This window comes from Miltoncostaea marina (assembly GCF_018141525.1).
GTDB classification, from domain to species: Bacteria; Actinomycetota; Thermoleophilia; order Miltoncostaeales; family Miltoncostaeaceae; genus Miltoncostaea; species Miltoncostaea marina.
Window position 1 is genome coordinate 3,151,569 of the sequence record NZ_CP064655.1, and the last position, 21,815, is coordinate 3,173,383.

19 protein-coding genes are annotated in these 21,815 nt (G+C 76.2%); 17 read left to right on the forward strand and 2 right to left on the reverse strand.

All coding sequences use genetic code 11. The features are described 5' to 3' along the window. Positions 1-24: 24 nt before the first annotated feature. From purD to ITJ85_RS16005, 14 genes are all read left to right on the forward strand, one after another. Entirely contained in the window at positions 25-1,305 is a 1,281-nt protein-coding gene (gene purD, locus ITJ85_RS15940; RefSeq protein WP_246496283.1) for a phosphoribosylamine--glycine ligase, read from the forward strand. After that, positions 1,302-2,597 (forward strand): adenylosuccinate lyase, encoded by a 1,296-nt coding sequence (gene purB / locus ITJ85_RS15945; RefSeq protein WP_217914094.1) that lies wholly within the window; start codon positions 1,302-1,304, stop codon positions 2,595-2,597. Before purD ends, purB begins: the two co-directional genes overlap by 4 nt. Continuing rightward, complete coding sequence (locus ITJ85_RS15950; RefSeq protein WP_343233032.1) at positions 2,597-3,433, forward strand: phosphoribosylaminoimidazolesuccinocarboxamide synthase; 837 nt, start codon at positions 2,597-2,599, stop codon at positions 3,431-3,433. Before purB ends, ITJ85_RS15950 begins: the two co-directional genes overlap by 1 nt. Continuing rightward, positions 3,430-3,666, forward strand: a complete 237-nt coding sequence (gene purS / locus ITJ85_RS15955) for a phosphoribosylformylglycinamidine synthase subunit PurS (RefSeq protein WP_217914096.1) — start codon at positions 3,430-3,432, stop codon at positions 3,664-3,666. The genes ITJ85_RS15950 and purS overlap by 4 nt, the downstream gene beginning before the upstream one ends. Continuing rightward, the gene (gene purQ, locus ITJ85_RS15960) at positions 3,663-4,295 is read left to right on the forward strand and encodes a phosphoribosylformylglycinamidine synthase subunit PurQ (protein ID WP_217914097.1); all 633 of its coding nucleotides are present in this window, start codon (positions 3,663-3,665) and stop codon (positions 4,293-4,295) included. Before purS ends, purQ begins: the two co-directional genes overlap by 4 nt. Further along, complete coding sequence (purL, locus tag ITJ85_RS15965) at positions 4,292-6,472, forward strand: phosphoribosylformylglycinamidine synthase subunit PurL (RefSeq protein WP_217914098.1); 2,181 nt, start codon at positions 4,292-4,294, stop codon at positions 6,470-6,472. The genes purQ and purL overlap by 4 nt, the downstream gene beginning before the upstream one ends. After that, positions 6,469-7,899 (forward strand): amidophosphoribosyltransferase, encoded by a 1,431-nt coding sequence (gene purF, locus ITJ85_RS15970; protein ID WP_217914099.1) that lies wholly within the window; start codon positions 6,469-6,471, stop codon positions 7,897-7,899. The genes purL and purF overlap by 4 nt, the downstream gene beginning before the upstream one ends. Before the next feature lie 185 nt (positions 7,900-8,084). Then, entirely contained in the window at positions 8,085-9,056 is a 972-nt protein-coding gene (gene purM, locus ITJ85_RS15975) for a phosphoribosylformylglycinamidine cyclo-ligase (RefSeq protein ID WP_217914100.1), read from the forward strand. Continuing rightward, a complete protein-coding gene (gene purN, locus ITJ85_RS15980) occupies positions 9,049-9,687 on the forward strand; it encodes a phosphoribosylglycinamide formyltransferase (RefSeq protein WP_217914101.1) in 639 nt (212 codons plus the stop codon). The genes purM and purN overlap by 8 nt, the downstream gene beginning before the upstream one ends. After that, positions 9,684-11,225 carry a bifunctional phosphoribosylaminoimidazolecarboxamide formyltransferase/IMP cyclohydrolase gene (gene purH, locus ITJ85_RS15985; protein ID WP_217914102.1) on the forward strand — a complete coding sequence of 514 codons (1,542 nt, stop codon included), beginning with the start codon at positions 9,684-9,686 and terminating at the stop codon, positions 11,223-11,225. Before purN ends, purH begins: the two co-directional genes overlap by 4 nt. 17 nt (positions 11,226-11,242) lie before the next feature. After that, positions 11,243-11,650, forward strand: a complete 408-nt coding sequence (locus ITJ85_RS15990; RefSeq protein ID WP_217914103.1) for an SRPBCC family protein — start codon at positions 11,243-11,245, stop codon at positions 11,648-11,650. A gap of 41 nt (positions 11,651-11,691) precedes the next feature. After that, positions 11,692-12,888, forward strand: a complete 1,197-nt coding sequence (locus tag ITJ85_RS15995; protein ID WP_217914104.1) for a S1 family peptidase — start codon at positions 11,692-11,694, stop codon at positions 12,886-12,888. A 197-nt stretch (positions 12,889-13,085) separates the two neighbouring features. After that, positions 13,086-14,165: an alanine dehydrogenase gene (gene ald / locus ITJ85_RS16000; RefSeq protein WP_217914105.1), complete on the forward strand. Its 1,080-nt coding sequence runs from the start codon at positions 13,086-13,088 to the stop codon at positions 14,163-14,165. 164 nt (positions 14,166-14,329) lie between these two features. Beyond that, complete coding sequence (locus tag ITJ85_RS16005; RefSeq protein ID WP_217914106.1) at positions 14,330-16,585, forward strand: HAD-IC family P-type ATPase; 2,256 nt, start codon at positions 14,330-14,332, stop codon at positions 16,583-16,585. Here the strand turns inward: ITJ85_RS16005 and ITJ85_RS16010 are convergent. Both ITJ85_RS16010 and ITJ85_RS16015 read right to left on the reverse strand, forming a co-directional pair. Next, positions 16,497-17,096 carry a disulfide bond formation protein B gene (locus ITJ85_RS16010; protein WP_217914107.1) on the reverse strand — a complete coding sequence of 200 codons (600 nt, stop codon included), beginning with the start codon at positions 17,094-17,096 and terminating at the stop codon, positions 16,497-16,499. The genes ITJ85_RS16005 and ITJ85_RS16010 overlap by 89 nt on opposite strands. Beyond that, on the reverse strand, positions 17,093-17,779 hold the full coding sequence (locus ITJ85_RS16015; RefSeq protein WP_217914108.1) for a DsbA family protein: 687 nt from the start codon (positions 17,777-17,779) through the stop codon (positions 17,093-17,095). Before ITJ85_RS16015 ends, ITJ85_RS16010 begins: the two co-directional genes overlap by 4 nt. A gap of 116 nt (positions 17,780-17,895) precedes the next feature. Here ITJ85_RS16015 and ITJ85_RS16020 point away from each other — a divergent pair, with 116 nt between their 5' ends. The 3 genes from ITJ85_RS16020 to ITJ85_RS16030 are packed head-to-tail and all read left to right on the forward strand — an operon-like array spanning position 17,896 to position 21,814. After that, a complete protein-coding gene (locus tag ITJ85_RS16020; protein ID WP_217914109.1) occupies positions 17,896-18,888 on the forward strand; it encodes a hypothetical protein in 993 nt (330 codons plus the stop codon). Next, positions 18,885-20,636 carry an ATP-binding protein gene (locus ITJ85_RS16025; RefSeq protein ID WP_217914110.1) on the forward strand — a complete coding sequence of 584 codons (1,752 nt, stop codon included), beginning with the start codon at positions 18,885-18,887 and terminating at the stop codon, positions 20,634-20,636. Before ITJ85_RS16020 ends, ITJ85_RS16025 begins: the two co-directional genes overlap by 4 nt. Next, positions 20,633-21,814: a metallophosphoesterase family protein gene (locus tag ITJ85_RS16030; protein WP_217914111.1), complete on the forward strand. Its 1,182-nt coding sequence runs from the start codon at positions 20,633-20,635 to the stop codon at positions 21,812-21,814. The genes ITJ85_RS16025 and ITJ85_RS16030 overlap by 4 nt, the downstream gene beginning before the upstream one ends. Position 21,815 lies beyond the last annotated feature (1 nt).

Consider the following 21,815-nt stretch of genomic DNA (forward strand, 5'->3'; position numbering starts at 1 on the left):
CGCGCGGTGTGCGAGAGTGCCGGGGTGAGCCGCACGGTGCTGGTCGTCGGAGGTGGGGGGCGCGAGCACGCCCTCGTCAGGGCACTCGCCCGTTGTCCCGAGCGACCGCGCATCCTCTGCGCCGGCGGCAACGCGGGCATCGCCCGCGACGCGGAGCTCATCCCGCTGGACCTTGCCGACGTGCGGGGCGTCGCCGCGCTCGCGCCGGCCCTCGGCGTCGACCTGGTCGTGGTGGGGCCCGAGGCGCCGCTCGTGGCCGGCATGGTCGACGCGGTGCGGGCCGCGGGCGTGCGCGCCTTCGGCCCGTCGGCGGCGGCCGCCCGGCTGGAGGGCAGCAAGGCGTTCGCGAAGGAGGTGATGGCGGCGGCGGGCGTCCCGACGGCGCGCGCGGTCACCGTCACCGACCTCGACGCCGGCCTGGCGGCGGTCGACGAGCTGGGCCTGCCGGTGGCCGTGAAGGCCGACGGCCTCGCCGCCGGCAAGGGCGTGGTCGTGGCCCGCACCCGCGAGGAGGCGCGCGACGCGCTCGCGGCCTGCCTCGTCGACGGCGCGTTCGGCGACGCCGGGCGGGTCGTCGTGGTGGAGGAGGGCATGACCGGCCCCGAGGTGTCGCTGCTGGCGATCACCGACGGCAGCGCGGTGGCGCGCTTCCCCGCCGCCCGCGACTACAAGCCGATCGGCGAGGGCAACACCGGCCCGAACACGGGCGGGATGGGCTCGGTCTCGCCCGTCCCCGACATCCCCGACGATCTCGCCGACGAGCTGGTCGACCGCGTGCACCGGCCGGTCATCGCAGAGATGGCGCGGCGCGGCACGCCGGTCTCGGGGGTGCTCTACGCCGGGCTGATGATGACCCCGGACGGCCCGCGGGTGCTCGAGTTCAACACGCGCTTCGGCGACCCCGAGACGCAGGCCCTGCTGCCGCGGCTGCAGGACGACCTGCTCGGCCTGCTGACGGCGTGCGCCGACGGCGGCCTGCCCGACCGCCCGGTGCGCGTGCACGACGGCGCGGCGGTCACGGTCGTGCTGGCCTCGCACGGGTACCCCGGCAGCCCGCGCACGGGCGACGTCATCCTGGGGCTCGAGGAGGCCGCCGCCACGGGGGCGGAGATCTACCACTGCGGCACGGCGCCGGGGCCGGACGGGACGATCGTCACCGCCGGCGGGCGCGTGCTCGCGGTCAGCGCGCGCGGCGCCGACGTGGCCGAGGCCCGGGCGCGCGCCTACGAGGCGGCCGGCATGATCACCTTCGAGGGGCGGCAGATGCGCGGCGACATCGCGGCGGGCATGGAGGCGCGGGCGTGATCCCGCGGTACTCGCGGCCGGCGATGGCCGCGATCTGGACCGAGGAGGCAAAGCTCGCGCGCTGGCTCGAGGTGGAGCTGGCCGTGTGCCGGGCCTGGGCCGCGCGCGGCGTCATCCCGGCCGAGGACCTGGTGGCGATCGAGGAGCGGGCGGGCTTCTCGGTGGAGCGCACCCAGGAGCTCGAGAAGACCACCAACCACGACGTGGTCGCCTTCCTGACCGACGTCAACGAGCGGATCGGCCCCGCCTCGCGCTGGATCCACTACGGCATGACCTCGTCGGACGTGCTCGACACCGGCCTGGCGCTGGCGATCGCGCGGGCCGGCGACCTGCTGCTGGCCGAGCAGGCGGCCCTCACACGCACGCTGCGCGACCTGGCGCTGCAGCACCAGGACACCCTCTGCGTGGGCCGCACCCACGGCATCCACGCCGAGCCGACCACGTTCGGCCTCAAGCTGGCCGGCCACGCCTTCGAGAGCCGGCGCAACGAGGAGCGCCTCGCCGACGCCCTGCGCGGCGCGGCGGTGGGCAAGCTGTCGGGCGCGGTCGGCACCTACGCGATGCTCGACCCCGAGATCGAGGCGCACGTGCTCGGCGAGCTCGGCATCGCCGGCGAGCCGGTCGCCACCCAGGTCGTCGCGCGGGACCGCCACGCCCAGCTCGTGGCCGCGATGGCGGTGGCCGCCAGCTCGCTCGACCGCCTGGCCACCGAGCTGCGCCACCTGCAGCGCACCGAGCTGCGCGAGGCCGAGGAGGCGTTCACGGCCGGCCAGAAGGGCAGCTCGGCGATGCCCCACAAGCGCAACCCGATCACGGCGGAGCGCATCTCGGGGATCGCGCGCGTCGTGCGCGGGCACGCCGTGGCCGCGCTGGAGGACGTCGCCCTGTGGCACGAGCGCGACATCTCCCACTCGTCGGTGGAGCGCATCATCCTCCCCGACGCGTTCGTCGCGCTCGACTACATGCTGGCCCGCACCCGCTCGCTGATGGAGGGCCTCGTGGTGCGGCCGGACCGGATGCTCGCGGTGCTGGAGTCGTCCCACGGGCTCGTCTACTCGCAGCGGGTGCTGCTGGGCCTGGTGGAGCGCGGCCTGACCCGCGAGGAGGCCTACGCCCTGGTGCAGCGCAACGCGATGCGGGCCTGGGACGAGGGCCGCCCGCTGGGCGAGCTGCTGGCGGCCGACGCCGACGTCGCCGCCCGCCTGCCCGCCGACGAGCTGCGGGCGCTGCTCGACCCGTCGTGGTACACCCGGTACGTCCCCCAGGTGATGGAGAGGGTGAAGGCCCTGTGATCGACGCCGCGGCCGTGTCGCGGTATCCGCTGGTGCTCGAGGGCAAGGTGCGGCAGGTGCGCGCCGTCGACGACGAGCGCCTGCTCATCGTGGCGACGGACCGCATCTCGGCCTACGACTGGGTCATGCCCACGCCCATCCCGGACAAGGGCGCGATCCTCACCCGGCTGTCGGCGTTCTGGTTCCGCCACACCGAGGACGTGGTGCCGAACCACATGATCGAGCTCTGCGGCGACCGCGCCATGCTCGTGCGCCGGCTGCGGATGCTGCCGGTGGAGTGCGTGGCCCGCGGCCACCTCGCCGGCTCGGGCTGGCGCGACTACCAGCGCACCGGCGCGGTGTGCGGGCACGAGCTGCCGCCCGGCCTGCGCCAGGCCGACCCGCTGCCCGAGCCGATCTTCACCCCCGCCACGAAGGCGGTCGAGGGGCACGACGAGAACATCACCCGCGAGCAGGCGGCCGAGCTGGTGGGCGCCGACCTGCTGCGCGAGGCGGAGCGCATCACGCTGGCCCTGTACCGCCGCGCGGCCGAGCGCTGCCGCGCCGCCGGGCTGATCCTGGCCGACACGAAGTTCGAGCTCGGCCTGGACGCCGATGGCACACTGTTGCTGGGCGACGAGGCGGTCACGCCGGACTCCTCGCGCCTGTGGCCGGCGGACGCCTGGGAGCCCGGCACGAGCCCGCCCTCGTTCGACAAGCAGTACCTGCGCGACTGGCTCGACGCCAGCGGGTGGGACCACGCGTCGCCGCCGCCGGAGCTTCCCTCCGAGGTGGTCGCGGGGACCCGCTCGCGCTACGTCGAGGCCTACGAGCGCATCACGGAGGAGGTCTGGTGACGCAGGTCGTGGTGACGGTGATGCCGAAGGCCGGGGTGCTCGACCCGCAGGGCCAGGCGGTCGCGGGCGCGCTGGCCCAGCTGGGCTTCGACGGGGTCGGCGAGGTGCGCATCGGCAAGCGCATCGAGCTGGCGATCGAGGGCGACGACCCGGCCGGCCGGGCGCGCGAGATGTGCGAGCAGCTGCTCGCCAACGCCCTGATCGAGGACTATCGGGTGGAGGTCCCCCGGTGAGGGTCGCGATCGTCCGCTTCCCCGGCTCGCTCGACCACGACAGCGCGGCGCGCGCCGTGGAGGGCATGGGCGCCGAGGCCGTCGAGGCCTGGCACGCCGACGACGAGCTGCCGGCCGGCACCGACGCGGTGCTGCTGCCCGGCGGGTTCTCCTACGGCGACCACCTGCGCTGCGGGGCCATCGCCAGCCGCGCGCCGGTGATGGAGGCCGTGCGGCGCCACGCCGAGGAGGGCGGGCCCGTCGTCGGCATCTGCAACGGCTTCCAGGTGCTCTGCGAGGCCGGCCTGCTGCCCGGGGCGCTGCGCCGGAACGCCACCCTGTCGTTCGTCTGCCGGCAGATGGACCTGGAGGTCTGCGACGACGGCACGCCGTGGACCGGCGGCCGCGAGCCCGGCGAGACCATCTCCATCCCGGTCAAGAACAACGAGGGCGCCTGGGTTGGCGACCCGGCGAGCGCCCGCGTGGTGCTGCGCTACCGCGACGACCTGCTCGGCTCGACCGACCGCGTGGCCGGCATCACCAACGAGGCCGGCAACGTCATGGGGCTGATGCCCCACCCCGAGGAGGCCTGCGACCCGCTCCTCGGCTCCACCGACGGGCGGCTCGTGCTGGGCGGCCTGCTGCGGTGAGCACGGTCGACGTCCCCCTCCACCGCCAGCTCGGCCTGACCGACGACGAGGCGGAGCGCATCCCCCGGCTGCTCGGGCGCGAGCCCACCGACCCCGAGCTGGTCATGTTCAGCCTCATGTGGAGCGAGCACTGCTCCTACAAGCACAGCCGCCCGCTGCTGAAGGCCTTCCCCACCACCGGCGAGCGGGTGCTGCAGGGGCCGGGCGAGAACGCCGGCGTGGTGGACGTGGGCGACGGCATCGCCGTGGCGCTGAAGATCGAGAGCCACAACCACCCCTCGGCCGTCGAGCCGTTCGAGGGCGCGGCCACCGGCGTGGGCGGCATCGTGCGCGACATCATCGCGATGGGCGCCCGCCCGATCGCGCTGCTCGACAGCCTGCGCTTCGGCGAGCTGACCAGCGCGCGCAGCCGCCACCTGTTCACGCGCGCGGTCGCCGGCATCGGCCACTACGGCAACTGCATCGGCGTGCCGACGGTGGGCGGCGAGGTGCTGTTCCACGACCGCTACGAGGAGTCGTGCCTGGTCAACGCGATGTGCGTCGGCGTGGTCGAGGGGCCGCTGCTGCGCGCCGCCGCCTCGGGCGCCGGCAACGCCCTCGTGCTGATCGGCAACCGCACCGGCGCGGACGGCATCGGCGGCGCCAGCGTGCTGGCCTCCGCCGAGCTCGACGAGGACGAGGACAAGCGGCCCTCCGTGCAGGTGAGCGACCCGTTCACGGAGCGCAAGCTCATGGACTGTTGCCTGGAGCTCGCCGCGGCCGGCGCGTTCGTGGCCCTGCAGGACCTCGGCGCGGCCGGCCTGACGAGCGCCGCCAGCGAGATGGCGGCCAAGGGCGGGGTGGGCCTCGAGATCGACCTCGACCTGGTGCCGCTGCGCGAGGAGCTGCGCCCGGCAGAGATCCTGGTCTCGGAGAGCCAGGAGCGCATGCTCGCCGTCGTCGAGCCCGCCCGGGTCGACGAGGTGATCGCCGCATGCCGGCGCTGGGACCTCGACGCGACCGCCATCGGCACGGTCACCGAGGGCGGGAACCTGGTGGCCCGCGCGGGCGGCGAGGTGGTCGTGGACCTGCCGGCGCGCCTGCTCGCCGACGACGCGCCGGTCTACGAGGTGCCGCGCACCCCGGCGCCCGTCCCGGAGCCGCTCGACCTCGGCACGCTCCCCGAGCCGGCCGACCTGTCGGCGGCCTGGCTGGAGCTGCTGGGGCACCCGAACGTCGCCTCGAAGCGCTGGGTCTGGGAGCGCTACGACCACCTCGTGGGCGCCAACACCATCCGCCGCCCCGGGGGCGACGCCGCGGTGGTGCGCCTGCCGGGCTCGGAGCGCGCGATCGCCCTCACCACCGACTGCGCCGAGCGCCTGTGCGAGCTCGACCCGCGCGCCGGCGGGCGGGCCTCGGTGCTCGAGGCCGCCCGCAACGTGGCGTGCGTCGGCGCGCGGGCCGTGGCCGCCACCGACTGCCTCAACTTCCCCAACCCGGAGAAGGGCTCGACGGGCTGGCGCCTGGCCGAGGCGATCGCCGGCATGACCGACGCGCTCGTCGCCCTCGGCGTGCCCGTGGTCTCGGGCAACGTCTCGCTCTACAACGAGAGCGCCACGCGGGCCATCCTGCCGACCCCGGTGGTCGGGATGATGGGCGTGCTCGAGCGCGCCGACGCGAGCGTGGGCCAGGGCTTCGCCCGCGCGGGCGACCTCGTGCTGCTGATCGGCGACGACGGCGTCCTCGACGGCAGCGAGTACGCCGGGGGCGCGGTCGGCCGGGCGCCGGAGGTCGACGTGGCGCGCGAGGTGGCCGCGATCGACCTCGTGGTGCGGGCCGCCGAGGCGGGCCTGCTCACGAGCGCCCACGACGTGTCGGGCGGCGGCATCGCGGTCACGCTCGCCGAGAGCGCGATCATCGGCGGCGTCGGCGCCACCGTGGCGCTGGAGCCCGGGCGGCGTGCCGACGAGGTCCTGTTCGGCGAGGGCGGCGGCAGGATCGTCGTCACCGTGGCCGACGAGGCGGCCGCCGAGCGCCTGCGGGCGCTCGCGCCGGAGGGCGATGCGGTTCGGATCGCCCGCATCGGGCAGGTGGGCGGTGAGGGCATCGAGCTGCGCGTCGGCGACGCGACCGCGCGGCTCGCAATCGACGACGCGCGAGCCGCCTACGAGCGGGCGCTGCCGGAGGCACTGTCGTGAGCATCGACCTCGACCTCGACGACTTCCCCAAGGAGGAGTGCGGCGTCTTCGCCGTCGCCGCGCCCCCCGGCCGCGACGTCTCGCGCCTCACCTTCTACGCCCTCCACGCGCTGCAGCACCGCGGCCAGGAGAGCGCCGGCATCGCCGTCCGCGAGGGCGAGCACGTCACGATCCAGCGCGACCTGGGCCTCGTAAGCGCGGTCTTCGACGAGACCTCGCTGCGCAGCCTGACCGGCGACGCGGCGATCGGCCACGTGCGCTACTCCACCACCGGCGCCAACAAGTGGGACAACGCCCAGCCGGTCGCGCACACGCGCGGCGACGGCATCGTGGCGCTGGGCCACAACGGCAACCTCACCAACACCGGCGAGCTGCGCGCCGAGATGGAGCGGGCCGGCGTCGACCTGCGCGCCAGCACCGACTCGGAGATCATCGCCGCGATGATCGCCGCCGAGCCCGGCAGCCTGCTGCGGGCGGTCGGCGAGGTGATGCCGCGCCTGGTGGGCGCCTTCTCGGTGGTGGCGATCACCGGCAGCGAGGTGGTGGCGTTCCGCGACCCGCACGGCGTGCGCCCGCTCGTGCTGGGCCGGCTGCCCGAGGGCGGCTGGTGCGTGGCCTCCGAGACCTGCGCGCTCGACCAGATCGGCGCGGTCTTCGAGCGCGACGTGCGCCCCGGCGAGTCGCTGCGGCTGACGGCAGAGGGCATCGAGAGCCGCCAGGCGCTGCCGGCCGCCGGCCGCCGGCTGTGCGTCTTCGAGCACATCTACTTCGCCCGCCCGGACAGCACGATGGACGGCGAGACCATGTGGGAGTCGCGGCGCAAGATGGGCGCCCAGCTCGCCCGCGAGGCGCCCGTCGAGGCCGACCTCGTGGTGGGCCTGCCGGACAGCGGCACCCCGGCGGCGATCGGCTTCGCCGGCGAGTCGGGCATCCCCTACGCCGAGGCGGTCGTGCGCAACCGCTACGTGGGGCGCAGCTTCATCCAGCCCGACCAGGCGCTGCGCCAGCAGGGGATCAAGCTGAAGTTCAACCCGCTCCCGGCGGTGATCCGCGGCAAGCGCCTGGTGGTGGTCGACGACTCCATCGTGCGCGGCAACACCACCCGGCAGATCGTCGCGATGCTGCTCGAGGCGGGCGCCGCCGAGGTGCACATGCGCATCTCCAGCCCGCCGGTGATGTGGCCCTGCTACTACGGGATCGACATGGCCGACCGCACCGAGCTCGTGGCGGCCAACCACTCCGTGGAGGAGATCGCCGCCCTCACCGGCGCGGCGACGCTCGCCTACCTGAGCCTCGACGGCCTGCAGGTGGCCGTGGGCCGGCCGAGCGGCGACTTCTGCCGCGCCTGCTTCACCGGCGAGTACCCGATCGCCGTGCCGGACAGCTCGCTGAAGATGCGCTTCGAGTCCCTCACGGCCCCGGCCTGACGGCAGGGGCCGGGAGGGTCTTGCCCCTCGAGCGCACGGGCGCCCTCTGCCGGGGCGCCCGGGGCGCGCGGCCGGCCTCTGACCGGGGCCGACCGCAGACCGGCGCACCGGCTTCGCCGGGGCGGGCGCCGGAACGATCGGCGCCCGGCCGTCATCTGCCGGTCGGCGACGATTAGGCTCTCGGGGTGAGCGAGCCGGAGATCTCATACCGCGACGCGGGCGTCGACCTCGACGCGGCCGCGCGCCACACCGCCGCGATCGCCGCCATGGTGGCGGGCGGCCAGACCGGCTTCGCGGCGGCGCACGCGCTGCCCGCCGGCATGCGCGAGCCGGTGCTCGTCACCTGCACGGACGGCATCGGCACGAAGCTGCTGCTGGCGCAGCAGCTGGGGCGGCTGGAGGGGCTCGGCCAGGACCTCGTGGCGATGTGCGTCAACGACATGGCGTGCACCGGGGCGCGGCCGCTCGTCTTCCTCGACTACCTCGCCGTGGGCCGGCTCGACACCGACGCGGCGGCCCTGCTCGTGCGCTCGATCGCCGACGCCTGCGCGGCCGTGGGCTGCGCCCTGGCCGGCGGCGAGACGGCCGAGATGCCGGGCCTCTACGCGCCGGGGCACTTCGACCTGGCGGGCTTCGCCGCCGGGGTGGTGGAGCGCGCCGACATGCTCGGGCCGCACCGGGTGCGCGAGGGCGACGCCATCATCGGCCTCCCCTCGTCGGGGCTGCACTCGAACGGCTACTCGCTGGTGCGGGCGCTCGTCGAGGCCGGCGCGCTGGCGCCGGACCCCGACCTGCTGCTGGCCCCCACCCGGCTCTACACGCGCGACGTGGAGCGGGCCCTGGCGGCGGGCGTGGAGCTGCGCTCGGCCGCCCACATCACCGGCGGCGGCCTGCCGGAGAACCTGCCGCGCGCGCTGCCCGAGGGCCTCGGCGCGGTCCTGCGCGAGGGCTCGTGGGAGCCCAACCCGGCGATGCGCGCGGTGCTCGGCACCGGGCGGGTGGCCGACGAGGAGGCCTGGGCGACGTTCAACATGGGCCTCGGCATGTGCCTGGTGGTGGCGCCCGGCTCGGCCGGCGCGGCCCTGACGGCGCTGGGCGAGGCCGGCGCCGTGCGGGTGGGCACGGTGGAGGCCGGGGCGGGCGTGCGCCGTGCCTGAGGGGCCGGGGCCGCTGCGCGTGGTGGTGCTCGTGTCGGGCAGCGGCACGAACCTGCAGAGCCTGATCGACGCGGTCCACGCCCCGGGCGAGGCCGAGATCGTGCTCGTGGTGAGCTCGGCCCCCGGCGTGCGCGCGCTGGAGCGCGCGGAGCGGGCCGGCATCCCGACGGCGGTGGTGGCGCTCGCCGGCCGCGAGCGCGCCGAGCGCGACCGCGAGCTGGCCGAGGTGGTCGCCGCGGCGGAGCCCGGCCTGGTGGTGCTGGCGGGCTGGATGAGCATCCTGACCGGCGCGTTCCTCGACCGCTTCCCGGACCGGGTGATCAACCTGCACCCCTCGCTGCTGCCGGCCTTCCCGGGCCTGCACGCGATCCGCCAGGCGCTGGAGTGGGGCGTCCGATACACCGGCGTCACCGTCCACTTCGCCGAGGAGGTGGTCGACGGCGGTCCGCCGATCGTGCAGGAGCCGGTTCCCGTGTTGTACGGTGACGACGAGAGGACGCTCACCGAGCGGATCCGCGAGGTCGAGCACCGTCTCGTGCCGGACGCGGTGCGCCTGTTCGCCGCCGGAAGGGTGCGCCGCGACCCCACCGACCGGCGCAAGGTCCAGATCCTTCCCGTGGAGGTCGAGTGAGGGTTTCCCGCGCGCTGCTCTCGGTCTCGGACAAGACCGGGCTGGAGGAGCTCGCCCGCGGTCTCGCCGAGGCCGGTGTGACGATCATCTCCACCGGCGGGACCGCCGAGGCGATCCGCTCATGGGGCATCGAGGTCGTCCCGGTGGACGAGGTCACGGGCCACCCCGAGATCCTCGGCGGCCGGGTCAAGACGCTGCACCCGAGGGTTCACGGGGGCATCCTGGGGCGCGCCGGCCACGAGGGCGACGCCGCCCAGATGCGCGAGGCCGGCATCGAGCCGATCGACCTCGTGGTGGTGAACCTCTACCCCTTCGAGGACTGGGTCGGCCGGCGCGGGGTCTCCGACGCCGACCTGATCGAGCAGATTGACATCGGCGGGCCGGCGATGATCCGCGCGGCGGCGAAGAACCACGCGCGCGTGGGCGTCGTGACCTCGCCCGACCAGTACGCCGAGGTGCTCGCCGCGGTGCGCGGCGAGGAGGGCCTGACGCCCGAGCTGCTGCGGCGGCTGGCCGGCGCGGCCTTCCGCCGCACGGCCCTGTACGACGCCGCCATCGCGAGCTGGTTCGGCGAGCAGGAGGGCGACGACTTCCCCGAGGCGCTCATCGTCGGCTTCCACAAGGAGCTGGAGCTGAGCTACGGCGAGAACCCGCACCAGCGGGGCGCCTACTACTCCCAGCGCGGCGCGCGGACGCACCTGCTCGCGCGCGTGGAGCAGCTGCACGGCAAGGCCCTCTCGTTCAACAACCTGCTCGACGTCGAGGCGGCGCGCGGCCTGCTGGCCGAGTTCCAGCTGCCCGCCTGCGTGATCGTGAAGCACAACAACCCGTGCGGCGTCGCCGTGGCCGGCGACATCCTGACGGCGTACGAGCGCGCCCGCGACTGCGACCCCGTCTCGGCCTACGGCGGCGTGATCGCCGTCAACCGGCCGGTGGACGGCGCCCTGGGCGAGCTGCTGGCCGGGACGTTCGTGGAGGTGCTGGACGCGCCGGGCTACGACGACGACGCCCTCGCGGCGCTCACCCGCAAGCCCAACACGCGCATCATGCGCCGGGCGGAGCGGCGCCGGCCCAACCCGGGCGAGCGCGACGTGCGACGGGTGGTGGGCGGCCTGCTGGTGCAGGACCGCGACGCCGAGAGCGAGGACCGCGCGACCATGCGCGTCGTCACCGGCCGCGCCCCGACCGACGCCGAGTGGGGCGACCTGCTGTTCGCCTGGCGGGTGGCCAAGCACGTCAAGAGCAACGCGATCGTGCTGGCGCGCGACCTCGCGACCGTCGGGATCGGCGCCGGCCAGATGAGCCGGGTCGACTCGGTGCGGCTGTCGCTGGAGAAGGCGCGCGTGCCGGTGGAGGGTGCCGCGCTGGCGAGCGACGCCTTCTTCCCCTTCGCCGACGGCCCCGAGGCGGCCGTCGCGGCCGGCATCACCGCGATCATCCAGCCGGGCGGCTCCATCCGCGACGCCGAGGTGTTCGAGGCCGCCGACGCGGCCGGCGTCGCGATGGTGGTCACCGGCCGCCGCCACTTCCGCCACTGACGAGCGCAGGAGCCGGGATGCCCGCCTGGTCGGTCACGATCGACATCGACGCGCCGCCCGACCGGGTGTGGGCGCTCGTCGGCGACCCCACCAGCGTGCCGCGCTGGTATCCCAAGTACGCGGCCGCGGAGGTCGACGGCGACATCCGCGTGCTGCGCACCGCCGAGGGCGGCGAGCTGCGCGAGCGGCTGCTGGAGCGCGACGAGGGCCGGCGCTTCTACTCGTACACCGTGCTCTCGGGCGCGCCGGTGGCGTCGCACTTCGCGAGCTTCGAGGTGGTCGCCGAGGGCGCCGGCAGCCGCGTGCGCTGGGCCACCCAGGCCGAGCCGAGCGACCCGTCGGCCGACCTGCGGGGCCGCCTGGTCGGCACGCAGACGGAGGCCCTCGAGCGCATGAAGCGGATCGTGGAGGCGGGCGAGGCCTGACCGGCGGGCGGGCGGGCCCCGCCGCGTCCTACCCTGTGGCGGTGAGGCCCCTCGCCGCGCTCGTCGCGCTCGCCGCGCTGCTGACGGCCGCCGTCCCGGCCGCCGCGGCCCCGGCCGACCTGAGCGAGGAGCCCCTCGACCGGGCGACGCTGCTGGCGCTGCCGAGCGTCTACCGCGTCGACGCGACCATCCGGGTGGCGGCCCTGCGCACGCGCGACGGCGGGCGCATCGCGCTGCCGCCCGAGGCGCGCACCATCGAGGAGCGGGGCACCGCGTTCGCCGTCGCGCCGGACGGCTGGCTGGTGACCGCGGCGCACGTCGCCGCGCCGCGGCCGGCGACCGTCGCCCGGATGGCGCACCAGAGCCGCCTGGCCGCCCTGGGGCGCCCCCACGGCGACGAGGAGGCCGCCCGGCGCTGGGTGGCGCGCACCGGCGCGCGGCCGGTGGGCCTCCGCGTCGTGGGCCTCACCGCCACCCAGGCCGACGCCGGGGCGGGGGCGGACGCGGCGCGCGCCCTCCCGGTGCGCGAGGTGCGCCGCGACGGCCCCGCCGACCTGGCGCTGCTGCGCATCGGAGCCCGCGGGGCGCCCGCGCTGGCGCTCGACGAGGCGGCATCGCGCGGCACGCCGATCGTGACGATCGGCTTCGGCCGGGGGTCGTCGCTGCAGGCCGTGCCAGGGGGCGGCGGCGAGCTGGAGCCGGCCGTGCGGCGCGGCGCGCTGAGCCGCTCGGGCGAGCTGGTGGACGACGGCCCCGGCCGGCGCGCGCTGGCCGTCAGCGCGCCCGTGATGCAGGGCGACTCGGGCGGGCCGGTGGTCGACGAGGAGGGCCGGGTGCGCGGCGTCGTCACCCGCCGCTTCCCGGGCGGCGGCATCGCCGAGCCCGCCACGGAGGTGCGCACGCTGCTCGAGGCCGTCGGCGTGACGCCGGGCGAGGGTCCCGCCGGCGAGCGCTTCCGGGGCGCCATGGCGGCGTTCTGGGCGCTCGACTACGACGCGGCCGCGCGCGGGCTGGCCGAGACGCGGCGCGTCTTCCCGGCGCACGCGCTGGCGGGGCGCGAGGCGGCGCGGGCGGCCGCCCTGGGGGCCGCCGGCATGGAGCTGTCGGCCACCGGGCGCCGGCGGGGCGCGCTGCTGGCGGTCGGCGCCGTGTCGCTCGCCCTGGCGCTGGGCTGCGCCGCGCTGCTGGTGGCGCCGGGCCTGCGCGGGCCCGCGGGGCGGCGGCGCGACGGCCGCTAGGACCCTGTCGAAGGACGACGGGCGCGCGGCCCACCGAGCGAGAACCGAGCGATCCGGATGGCCGCGGCCGACGCCGATGCTGGTCGCGTCGGCGTCGACGCGGACGGCGGAGCGCGACGGCTTGCGGCCGGTGGACGCGTGGCCGACCTCTCGGACAGGCTCTAAGGTTCGGCACCGCCCACGACGGAGAGGGGCTCATGAGGATCGGCGTCCCCGCCGAGGTGAAGCCGGACGAGTACCGGGTGGCGCTGACGCCGGCCGGCGCGCACGAGCTGGTGCGGCGCGGCCACGAGGTGCGCGTGGAGCGGGGCGCGGGGCTCGGCTCGGGCCTCGCCGACGCGGCCTACGAGCGGGTCGGCGCGGCGCTCGGCGACGCGGCGGACGCCTGGGGCTGCGACCTCGTGCTGAAGGTGAAGGAGCCGCAACCGGGCGAGTTCGGCTTCCTGCGCGACGACCAGACCCTCTTCACCTACCTGCACCTGGCCGCCAACGCGGGGGTGGCCGACGCGCTGCGGCGCGCCGGCACGACGGCGATCGCCTACGAGACGGTGGAGGACGCCGAGGGCCGGCTGCCGCTGCTGGCGCCGATGAGCGAGATCGCCGGCCGCCTCGCGGTGCAGGCGGGGGCGCGCTACCTGGAGCGCCCGCTGGGCGGCCGCGGCGTGCTGCTGGGCGGGGTCGCCGGGGTCGCGCCCGGGTCGGTGGTGATCATCGGCGCGGGCATCGTGGGCGTCAACGCGGCCATCGTCGCGGCCGGCATGCAGGCCCACGTCACGGTGCTCGACGTCGACCTCGGGCGGCTGCGGCGGCTCGAGATGACGCTCGCGGGGCGGGTGACGCTGCTGCACTCCACGCGCCTGGCGATCGAGGAGCTGCTGCCGACCGCCGACCTCGTGGTGGGCGCCGTGCTCGTGCCGGGGGCGCGCGCCCCACGCCTCGTTGAGCGCGAGGCGCTCGCCACCATGCGGCCCGGCTCCGTGGTGGCCGACGTCGCGGTCGACCAGGGCGGCTGCTTCGCGACGAGCCGGCCCACCACCCACTCGGACCCGGTCTTCGTGGTCGACGGCGTGGTGCACTACTGCGTCGCCAACATGCCCGGGGCGGTGCCGGTGACCGCCACCCGGGCCCTCTCGAACGCCACCCTGCCCTACGTCACGTGGATCGCCGAGGAGGGCGTCGCCGGCGCCCTGCGCGCGCACGCCGGGCTGCGGCCGGGCGTCAACGTGCGCGACGGCAAGATCGTGAACGCGGCGGTGGCGGAGGCGCTGGCGATCTGAGCGACACCCTGGAGTGGACGCGCCCCCTGCCGGGCGGCGGCGCCGCCGGGCTCTCGCGCGCCGAGGCGGCGCGGCGGCTGGCCGAGCGGGGCGAGGTCGAGGGCCCCGCCACCAGCCGCTCGTGGGCCAGCATCCTGCGCGCCAACCTGCTGACCGTCTTCAACGTGACGCTGCTGATCGTGGGCGTCATCACGCTGATCTTCGGCGACTGGCGGGACGCCCTCTTCCTCGGGATCCTCGTGCTCAACGCCGGCATCGGGATCGTGCAGGAGTGGCGGGCGAAGGTGAGCCTCGACCGGCTGGCCGCGCTCGTGGCGCCCACGGCCACCGTGGTGCGCGACGGCCAGGCCCTCACCGTGCCCGTCGACGAGGTCCTGGAGGGCGACCTGGTGCGCATCGGCGCCGGCGACCAGGTGGTGGGCGACGGGCGGCTGCTGCGCGCCGACGGCCTGGGCGTGGACGAGTCCATCCTGACCGGCGAGTCGGAGCCGGTGCAGCGCGACGCCGGCGACGGCGTGCGGGCCGGCTCGTTCGCCGTCGAGGGCTCCGGCGAGTACGTCGCCGAGGCCGTGGGCGCCGACACCTACGCCGAGCGCCTCGTGGGCGAGGCCCGCGAGTTCCGCCACCCCCGCTCGCCGCTCGAGACCGCGCTCGACCGCCTGATCCTCGTGCTGGGCGTCTCCATGGTGCCGCTCGGCGCCCTGCTCGGATGGTCGCTGATCGAGCAGGACGTGCCCTTCCGCGAGGCGGTGGGCACCGCGGTGGCCGGCGTGATCACGCTCGTCCCCGAGGGGCTCGTGCTGCTGACCGGCCTCACCTTCGCGGTGGCGACGCTGCGCATGACCCGCCGCGGCGCGCTCGCCCAGCAGCTCAACGCGGTCGAGTCGCTGGCCTCGGTCGACGTCATCTGCCTCGACAAGACGGGCACCCTCACCGAGGAGTCGCTGCGCGTGGTGGGAGTGACCCCGGCCGAGGGCGTCGCCGAGGAGGAGCTGCGCGACGTGCTGGGCCGGTTCGCCGCCGCCTCGCCGGGCGGCACCGGCACGCTCGACGCGATCGCCGCCTACGCGCCGGCCGACGAGCCGCCGGCGGCCGAGAGCGTGCCGTTCTCGTCGGCGCGGCGCTGGAGCGGGGTGCGGCTGGGCGGCCGCACCGTGGTGATGGGCGCGCCGGAGCACTTCGACCTGGGCGGGGCGCTCGGCGCGACCGCCCGCGCCGAGGCGGCGGCCGGCCGGCGCGTGCTGGCGCTGGCGCGCGGCGACGCGCCGTTGGTGCTCGCCGGCAAGGAGGCCCCGCCGCCGCCCGGCCTGCGGCCGCTCGGCATCGTGACCCTGTCGGAGCAGCTGCGCCAGGACGCGCGCGAGACGGTGGCCTTCCTGCTGGACGACGGCATCGAGCTGCGCGTGATCTCGGGCGACGCGCCGCCCACCGTGGCGGCCATCGCCGCCGACGCGGGCATCCCGGTGCAGGGCGACCCGGTCGACGGACGCGAGCTGCCCGAGGGCGAGGCCGAGCTGCGGGCGCTCGCGCGCGAGCGCACCGTGGTCGGGCGCATCTCGCCCGACGGCAAGCGGCGCTTCGTGGAGGCGCTCGCCGCCGAGGGCAAGCACGTGGTGATGGTGGGCGACGGCGTCAACGACGTGCCCGCCCTCAAGGCGGCGCGCCTGGCGATCGCGCAGGGCAGCGGCTCGCAGATGGCGCGCGGCATCGCCGACCTGGTGCTGGTGCGCAACGGCTTCGCGTCGGTGCCGCCCATGATCCGCGAGGGGCGCAAGGTGATGCGCAACCTGCAGCGGGTGGCGAAGCTGTTCGTGACGAAGTCGATGCTGGCGGCGTTCCTCGTCCTGACGGTCGGCCTGTCGTCGGAGAGCTACCCCTTCCTGCCGCGCCACCTGACGCTCGCGTCCGCGATCACGATCGGCATCCCCGCCTTCGTGCTCGCGCTCGCGCCGAGCGCCGGGCCGTGGCGACCGACCGCCTTCCTGCGCGAGCTGGCGCGCTTCGCGATACCGGCCGGCACCGCGATGGGGCTCGGCGTGGTCGCCAGCTTCCTGCTCGCGCTGAACCTCGTGGAGACCGGCGAGCTGCGCGCCCGCACGGTGGCGACCACCGTCCTGGTGGCCGTGGGCCTCTACCTGATCGTGGTGCTCGAGAGCTCCAGCCGGGTGCGCGGCTGGACCGTGGCCGGCCTGTGCGCGGCGCTGTTCGCGCTCTACCTCGTGGTGCTGGAGCTGCCCGCCTGGCGCGGCTTCTTCGAGGTCTCCGGGCTCGACGCCGCCGTCGTGATCTGCTCGCTGCTCGGCGCCGGGCTGGCGATCGGGGGGCTCGTGCTCATGGACGAGCGGTTCCTGCCGGGTCCGATCCCGGCGTGGCTGCATCCGAGCCGGCTCGCCGGCCGGCGAGCAGCGCGACGACGCTGAGCAGGGCGATCAGCACGAAGGCGCTGAGCGCCATCACCGGGATCGTCACGTAGCCGAACTCGTCGATCCAGCGCGTGGAGCACGGGACGCCGGCGCGGCACGTGGCGCTCTCCGCGTCCGGGTTGACCTCGATGTAGATGTGGTGGATCGAGATGCCGGCGCCCACCAGCGGGAAGACCAGCGCGTAGAGCCCGGCGCGCCGGTCGCGCAGCAGGGCGCCCACCAGGAGGATGATCGCCAGCGGGTACATGGCGATGCGCTGGTACCAGCAGAGCGGGCACGGCACGTAGTCCGCGATCTCCGAGAAGTACATGCTGCCGCCCGTCGCGACCGCCGCCACGAACCAGGCCGCCCAGGTCGCCTGCCGCGACAGCGCGTCCCACGCGCCCACCAGGCGGCCCCGCACCCCCGGGCTCACGAGCGCGGCGACGAGCCCGATCAGGACCACCGCGCTCGCGATCTGGGCGACGATCGCGAGCGCGGCGAAGGTCGTGTCGACCGTCCCGATCACCGCTCGCCGGGGCCGACGGCCGCCACGGCGTCCTGGAACTCGGACAGGTTGGCGGCGCCGGAGATCGTCCGCTCGCCGCCCGGGCCGCGGACGATGAAGGTCGGCGTCGCGTCGACCTTGTCCTTCGACGCGGCCTCGGAGCGGTCGAAGAAGCGGCTCGCCACCGCCTCGCCCGCGTAGTCGGCGCGCCACTTCTCGAGGTCGAGGCCGAGCTGGGTGACGACGTCCTCCATCATCGCGTCGCTCAGCCAGTCCTGCGTCTCGGGGCCCTGGTTGGCGTAGAGCACCTCGACGAACGACCACATCGCGTCCTGCATGCCGGCGGCCTCCGCGCCGAGCGCGCCGCGCTCGGAGGAGGCGTTGATGAAGGCGATCGGCCGGAAGGTGAGCTTGGCGTCGCCGTCGCGCACGAACTCGTCGATGAGCTCGATGATCGTGGTCTCGCTGGCGAGCTTGCACGCCGGGCAGGAGATGTCGCCGTACTCGATGATCTCCACCGGCGCGTCGGCCTCGCCGAGCGTGTTGCCGTCCTGCGGGATGCCCTCGAGCGTGGTCTGCACCTGCTCGACGCCCTCGATGCCGGACGAGCCGTCGTCGTCCCCGCCGACGACGGTCACGGCCACGAGCACGGCCGCGATCACGACCACCGCCGCGATCGCCCCGATGATGTAGCGCTTGTTCACGTGTCCGGCCTCTCTCTCGGTCGCCCCCGGATGGGCCGGGCGGGCGCCCGGCCACGCGCGAAGATAGCGTGCCGGGCGGCGGTGGCGCGTCCGGCCGCGGGTCTACAGTCCGTGCGATGGAGCCCGACCGACACGGCCCGCACGTCCTCGTCGCCGACCCCTCGTACGGGCAGGGCATCGACCCGGCCGAGGCCGAGACCGCCCCGGTCGACGTCGCGGTGGAGGGCCGCCCCTGGCGGCCGGTGGTGCCCACGCCCTGCACCCCGGGCGAGCTGGCGTTCATCGACGGCGCCCAGCAGATCGAGGCCTGGCTCACCGTGACGCCCGACGGCCGCCCCGAGGCGCCGCTGCCCGCGGCCGCGTTCGCGATCGCCGCCGGCGCCGTGCTGGCCGGGCCCTCCGGCCCCGCCCGCGTGGCCGGCCTGCGCTCGCGGCGGCTGGTGCTGACCGTCGGCGACCGGCGCCTGGAGCTGCCGCCCGGCGGCGGGTTCGCCTGGGAGGCGCGCTGCGGCGCGCCGGGCGAGGCGGCGGGCATCGCGCGGCGGGTCGGCGAGATGCGCCAGCAGCTCGAGCTGGCCGTGGCCGAGGAGATCGCGGCACCCGACCGGCTCGTGGTGCTCGACGGCCGCCTCTCGTTCATCCGCGACGCGGGCGGCCCCGTGGTGGGCGCGATCAAGAGCCACCACCGCATGTACCTGCCGCCCGAGCAGGCGCGCGTCGTGGTGGCGCTCGGCGTTGGGCAGCGCACGCCGCTGTTCGCGATCGGCGACGACCGGCTCTCCTGGTACCAGCGGCTGCCCGGCGTGGGCACCGCGGGCTGGGCCGGCATCCTGCGCGGCGAGGTCGCGCGCTCGGCCGGCGTCGCGGAGGCCGTCCGGCTGGCCGACCGCGCCGCCTGCGAGCTGCCCCGCTTCGCGGGGCGCCCCCACCGCGACGCGCGGGCGCCGCAGAACCTGTCGCCGATCGCGGCGCTCGAGGCGATCCTGCGCCGGCGCATGGGCGAGCGGCGCCTGGCCCTGCGCGCGGTGCGCCGGGCGGCGCTGCGGGCGCGGCTCGACGACGTGCCGGCCGGGGTGGGGGTGGCCGAGGCCGACCCGCTGGCGGCATGAGCGCGAACGGCCCGGGCGACGCCCGGGTGGGCGTCGTGCTGGGGCACCAGGCGGCCAGCAGCCAGACCTTCCAGGTGGGCCTCGAGCCCGGCCAGTCGCTGCAGGTCGACGACCTGGTGGCGGTCACGACGCCCGACCCCGAGGCCGACGTCGTCACCTACGGGGTGGTGGTCGAGTCGCGCGCCCTGCACGAGGGCGCCACCATGCCCTCCGACTCCATGGTCATCGCCGCCGGCGAGATGCCGGGCGAGCTCGTGCGCACCGCCGAGGTGCAGGTGATGCGCGTCGATCCCGAGCGGTGGATCGCCCCCCACCCCGGCCTGCCCGTGCGCCGCGCGCGCGGCGCCGAGCGCGAGCACGCGCTGTACGAGGACACCATGGACCGGCGCCTGGCCCTGGGCCTGGGGCGCGACGGCGAGCCGGTCAACCTCGACCTGGACTTCCTCGACGGCACGAAGGGCGGCCACGTCTCGATCTCGGGCATCAGCGGCGTGGCCACGAAGACGAGCACGGCCCTGGCGCTGATCCGCCTGCTGCTCGCCCACCCCGACATGCGCCGCCGCGTGCGGGTGCTGCTGTTCAACGTGAAGGGCGAGGACCTGCTGTTCCTCGACCACCGCAACCGCCGCTACGCCGAGCGGGCCGCCCGCGACGGCCTCGACGCGGCGTGGGCGCGCCTCGGCCTCGCCGACCCCGGCGGCTTCCCCGACGTGGCCTTCTGGGCGCCGCCGCGCCGCGACGACCACACGCTGCCGAGCTCCGAGTCGCGCCACGAGGGGGTGAAGGTGTTCGGCTGGACGCCGCACGCCTTCGTGCTGGAGGGGCTGCTGCGCTTCTGCTTCGCCGACGCCTCCGACATGCGCAGCCAGCTCTCGTTCGTGGAGGAGCGGGTGCGCGGCGAGCTGCTGCGGCGGGCCGTGCCGGTGGCCGGCCACCCCGGCGCGGTGGGGCTGCTGTCCGGGCCCGCCGAGGGGCCGCCGCGCCGGCGCGAGCCGCGCGCCGCCGGCGAGCTGATGGCCGGCCCGTTCCACGACCTCGACGGGCTCGTCGCCTTCCTCGTGGAGGAGCTCGACGCGGAGGAGGGCTTCGGCATGTGGACCGGGCGGGCGGCGCCGGGCACGGTGAGCGCCTTCGTGCGCCGGCTCGAGAGCGCCGCCGCGCGCCTGCGCGGGCTGGTGCGCTCGGACGCCTCGCCCATCCCGCGCGGCGACGCCGCCGCCGACGAGCCGCCCGTCGCGGTGGTGCACCTCGCCCGGCTGCACGAGTTCGCCCAGCGCTTCGTGGTCGGCACGCTGCTCGCCCAGACCTTCGCCGCCAAGGAGGCCGGCACGCGCGACCCGATCGAGTTCGTCGTGCTGGACGAGCTCAACAAGTACGCGCCGCGCGACGGCGACTCGCCGATCAAGGAGACGCTGGTCGACATCGCCCAGCGCGGGCGCTCGCTGGGCGTGATCCTGGTGGGCGCGCAGCAGCAGGCCTCGCTCGTGGCCCCGGAGATCACCCAGAACGCCGCCATCCGCATCGCGGGCCGCCTGGACGCCGCCGAGGCCGAGCGCGGCGAGTACGGCTGGCTGGGGCCGGCCCAGCGGGCCCGGGCGCGCCTGCTGATGCAGGGGCGGGTGCTCGTGAGCCAGCCGAGCGTCCCGGCGCCGATCGCGGTCGAGATCCCCTTCCCACCCTGGGCGACCACCTCGGGCGAGGCCGCGCGCGACGAGGTGGCCGAGCGCGCCCTGCGCGAGTTCGGGTGAGGCTCCTCCACACCGGCGACTGGCACCTCGGCAAGCGGCTCTACGGCGCCGACCGCGCCGCGGAGGCCGAGGCCGCGCTCGACGAGCTGGTCGCGCTGGCCGACGCCGAGCGCGTCGACGCGGTGCTCGTGGCCGGCGACCTGCTCGACCGGCGTCTGGTCGACTCGGCGGCGCTCGGCGCGTGCCTGCGGGCGCTCGAGCGGCTGGCCGAGGTCGCGCCGGTGGTGGCGGTGACCGGCAACCACGACGACCCCGACCTGTGGACGCATCTGGCGCCCTACCTCGCCGCCCGGCGCATCCACGTCTCGGGCAGGGTGCGGCCGCCGGCCGAGGCGGTGGCCACGGTCGCGACCGACGCGGGGCCGCTGCACGCCGCGATGCTGCCGTGGGCCGACCCCGCGCGCATGCAGCTCGGCGGCGGCGCGGCGGCGCGCGACGCCCGGGTGCGCTGGGCCGACGGCGTGGGCGAGCTGGTGCGGCGCTACTCGGCCGAGGCCGCCGCGCGGCGGCGCGAGGCGGGCGGCGCGGCGGTGCTCGTGGGGCACCTGATGATCGAGCGGGCCCTCGCCGGCGGCGGCGAGCGCGAGCTGACGATGGGCATCTCGTACGTCGTCTCGTCGGCCGCGCTGCCGGCGGACCTCGACTACATCGCGCTCGGCCACGTGCACCGCCCCCAGCCCCTGCCCGGCGTGGCCGCGCCCGGCCGCTACTGCGGCAGCCCCATGGCGCTCGACTTCAGCGAGGACAACCACCCCAAGTCGGCCGTCATCGCCGAGGTGGCGGGCGACACCACGACCGTCCGCGAGGTGCCGCTGACGGCGGCGGCCCCGCTCGTGCGCATCCGCGGACCGCTCGGCGGGCTGGGCGCGCTCGCGTCGGCCCACCCGGCCGGCGCTTGGTTCGCGTGCGAGGTCGAGCTCGAGGGGCCGGTCATGGACCTGGTGCGCCAGGTGCGCGACGCGGTGCCGCGCGCGCTGCGCGTGGAGGCCGTCTACCCGCAGGCCGCGGCGGCGGCCGGGGACGAGGGCGGCGGCGACGGCGGCGACGGGCCGGCGCGCTCGCTGCCCGACCTGTACGCGGAGTGGGTCGCGCGCGGGGGGCGGGAGCTGACGGCGGCGCGCGCGAGCGCCTTCGCGGCCGCGATCGCGGGGGCCGGCTCGCCCGACGACGAGGGCTGAC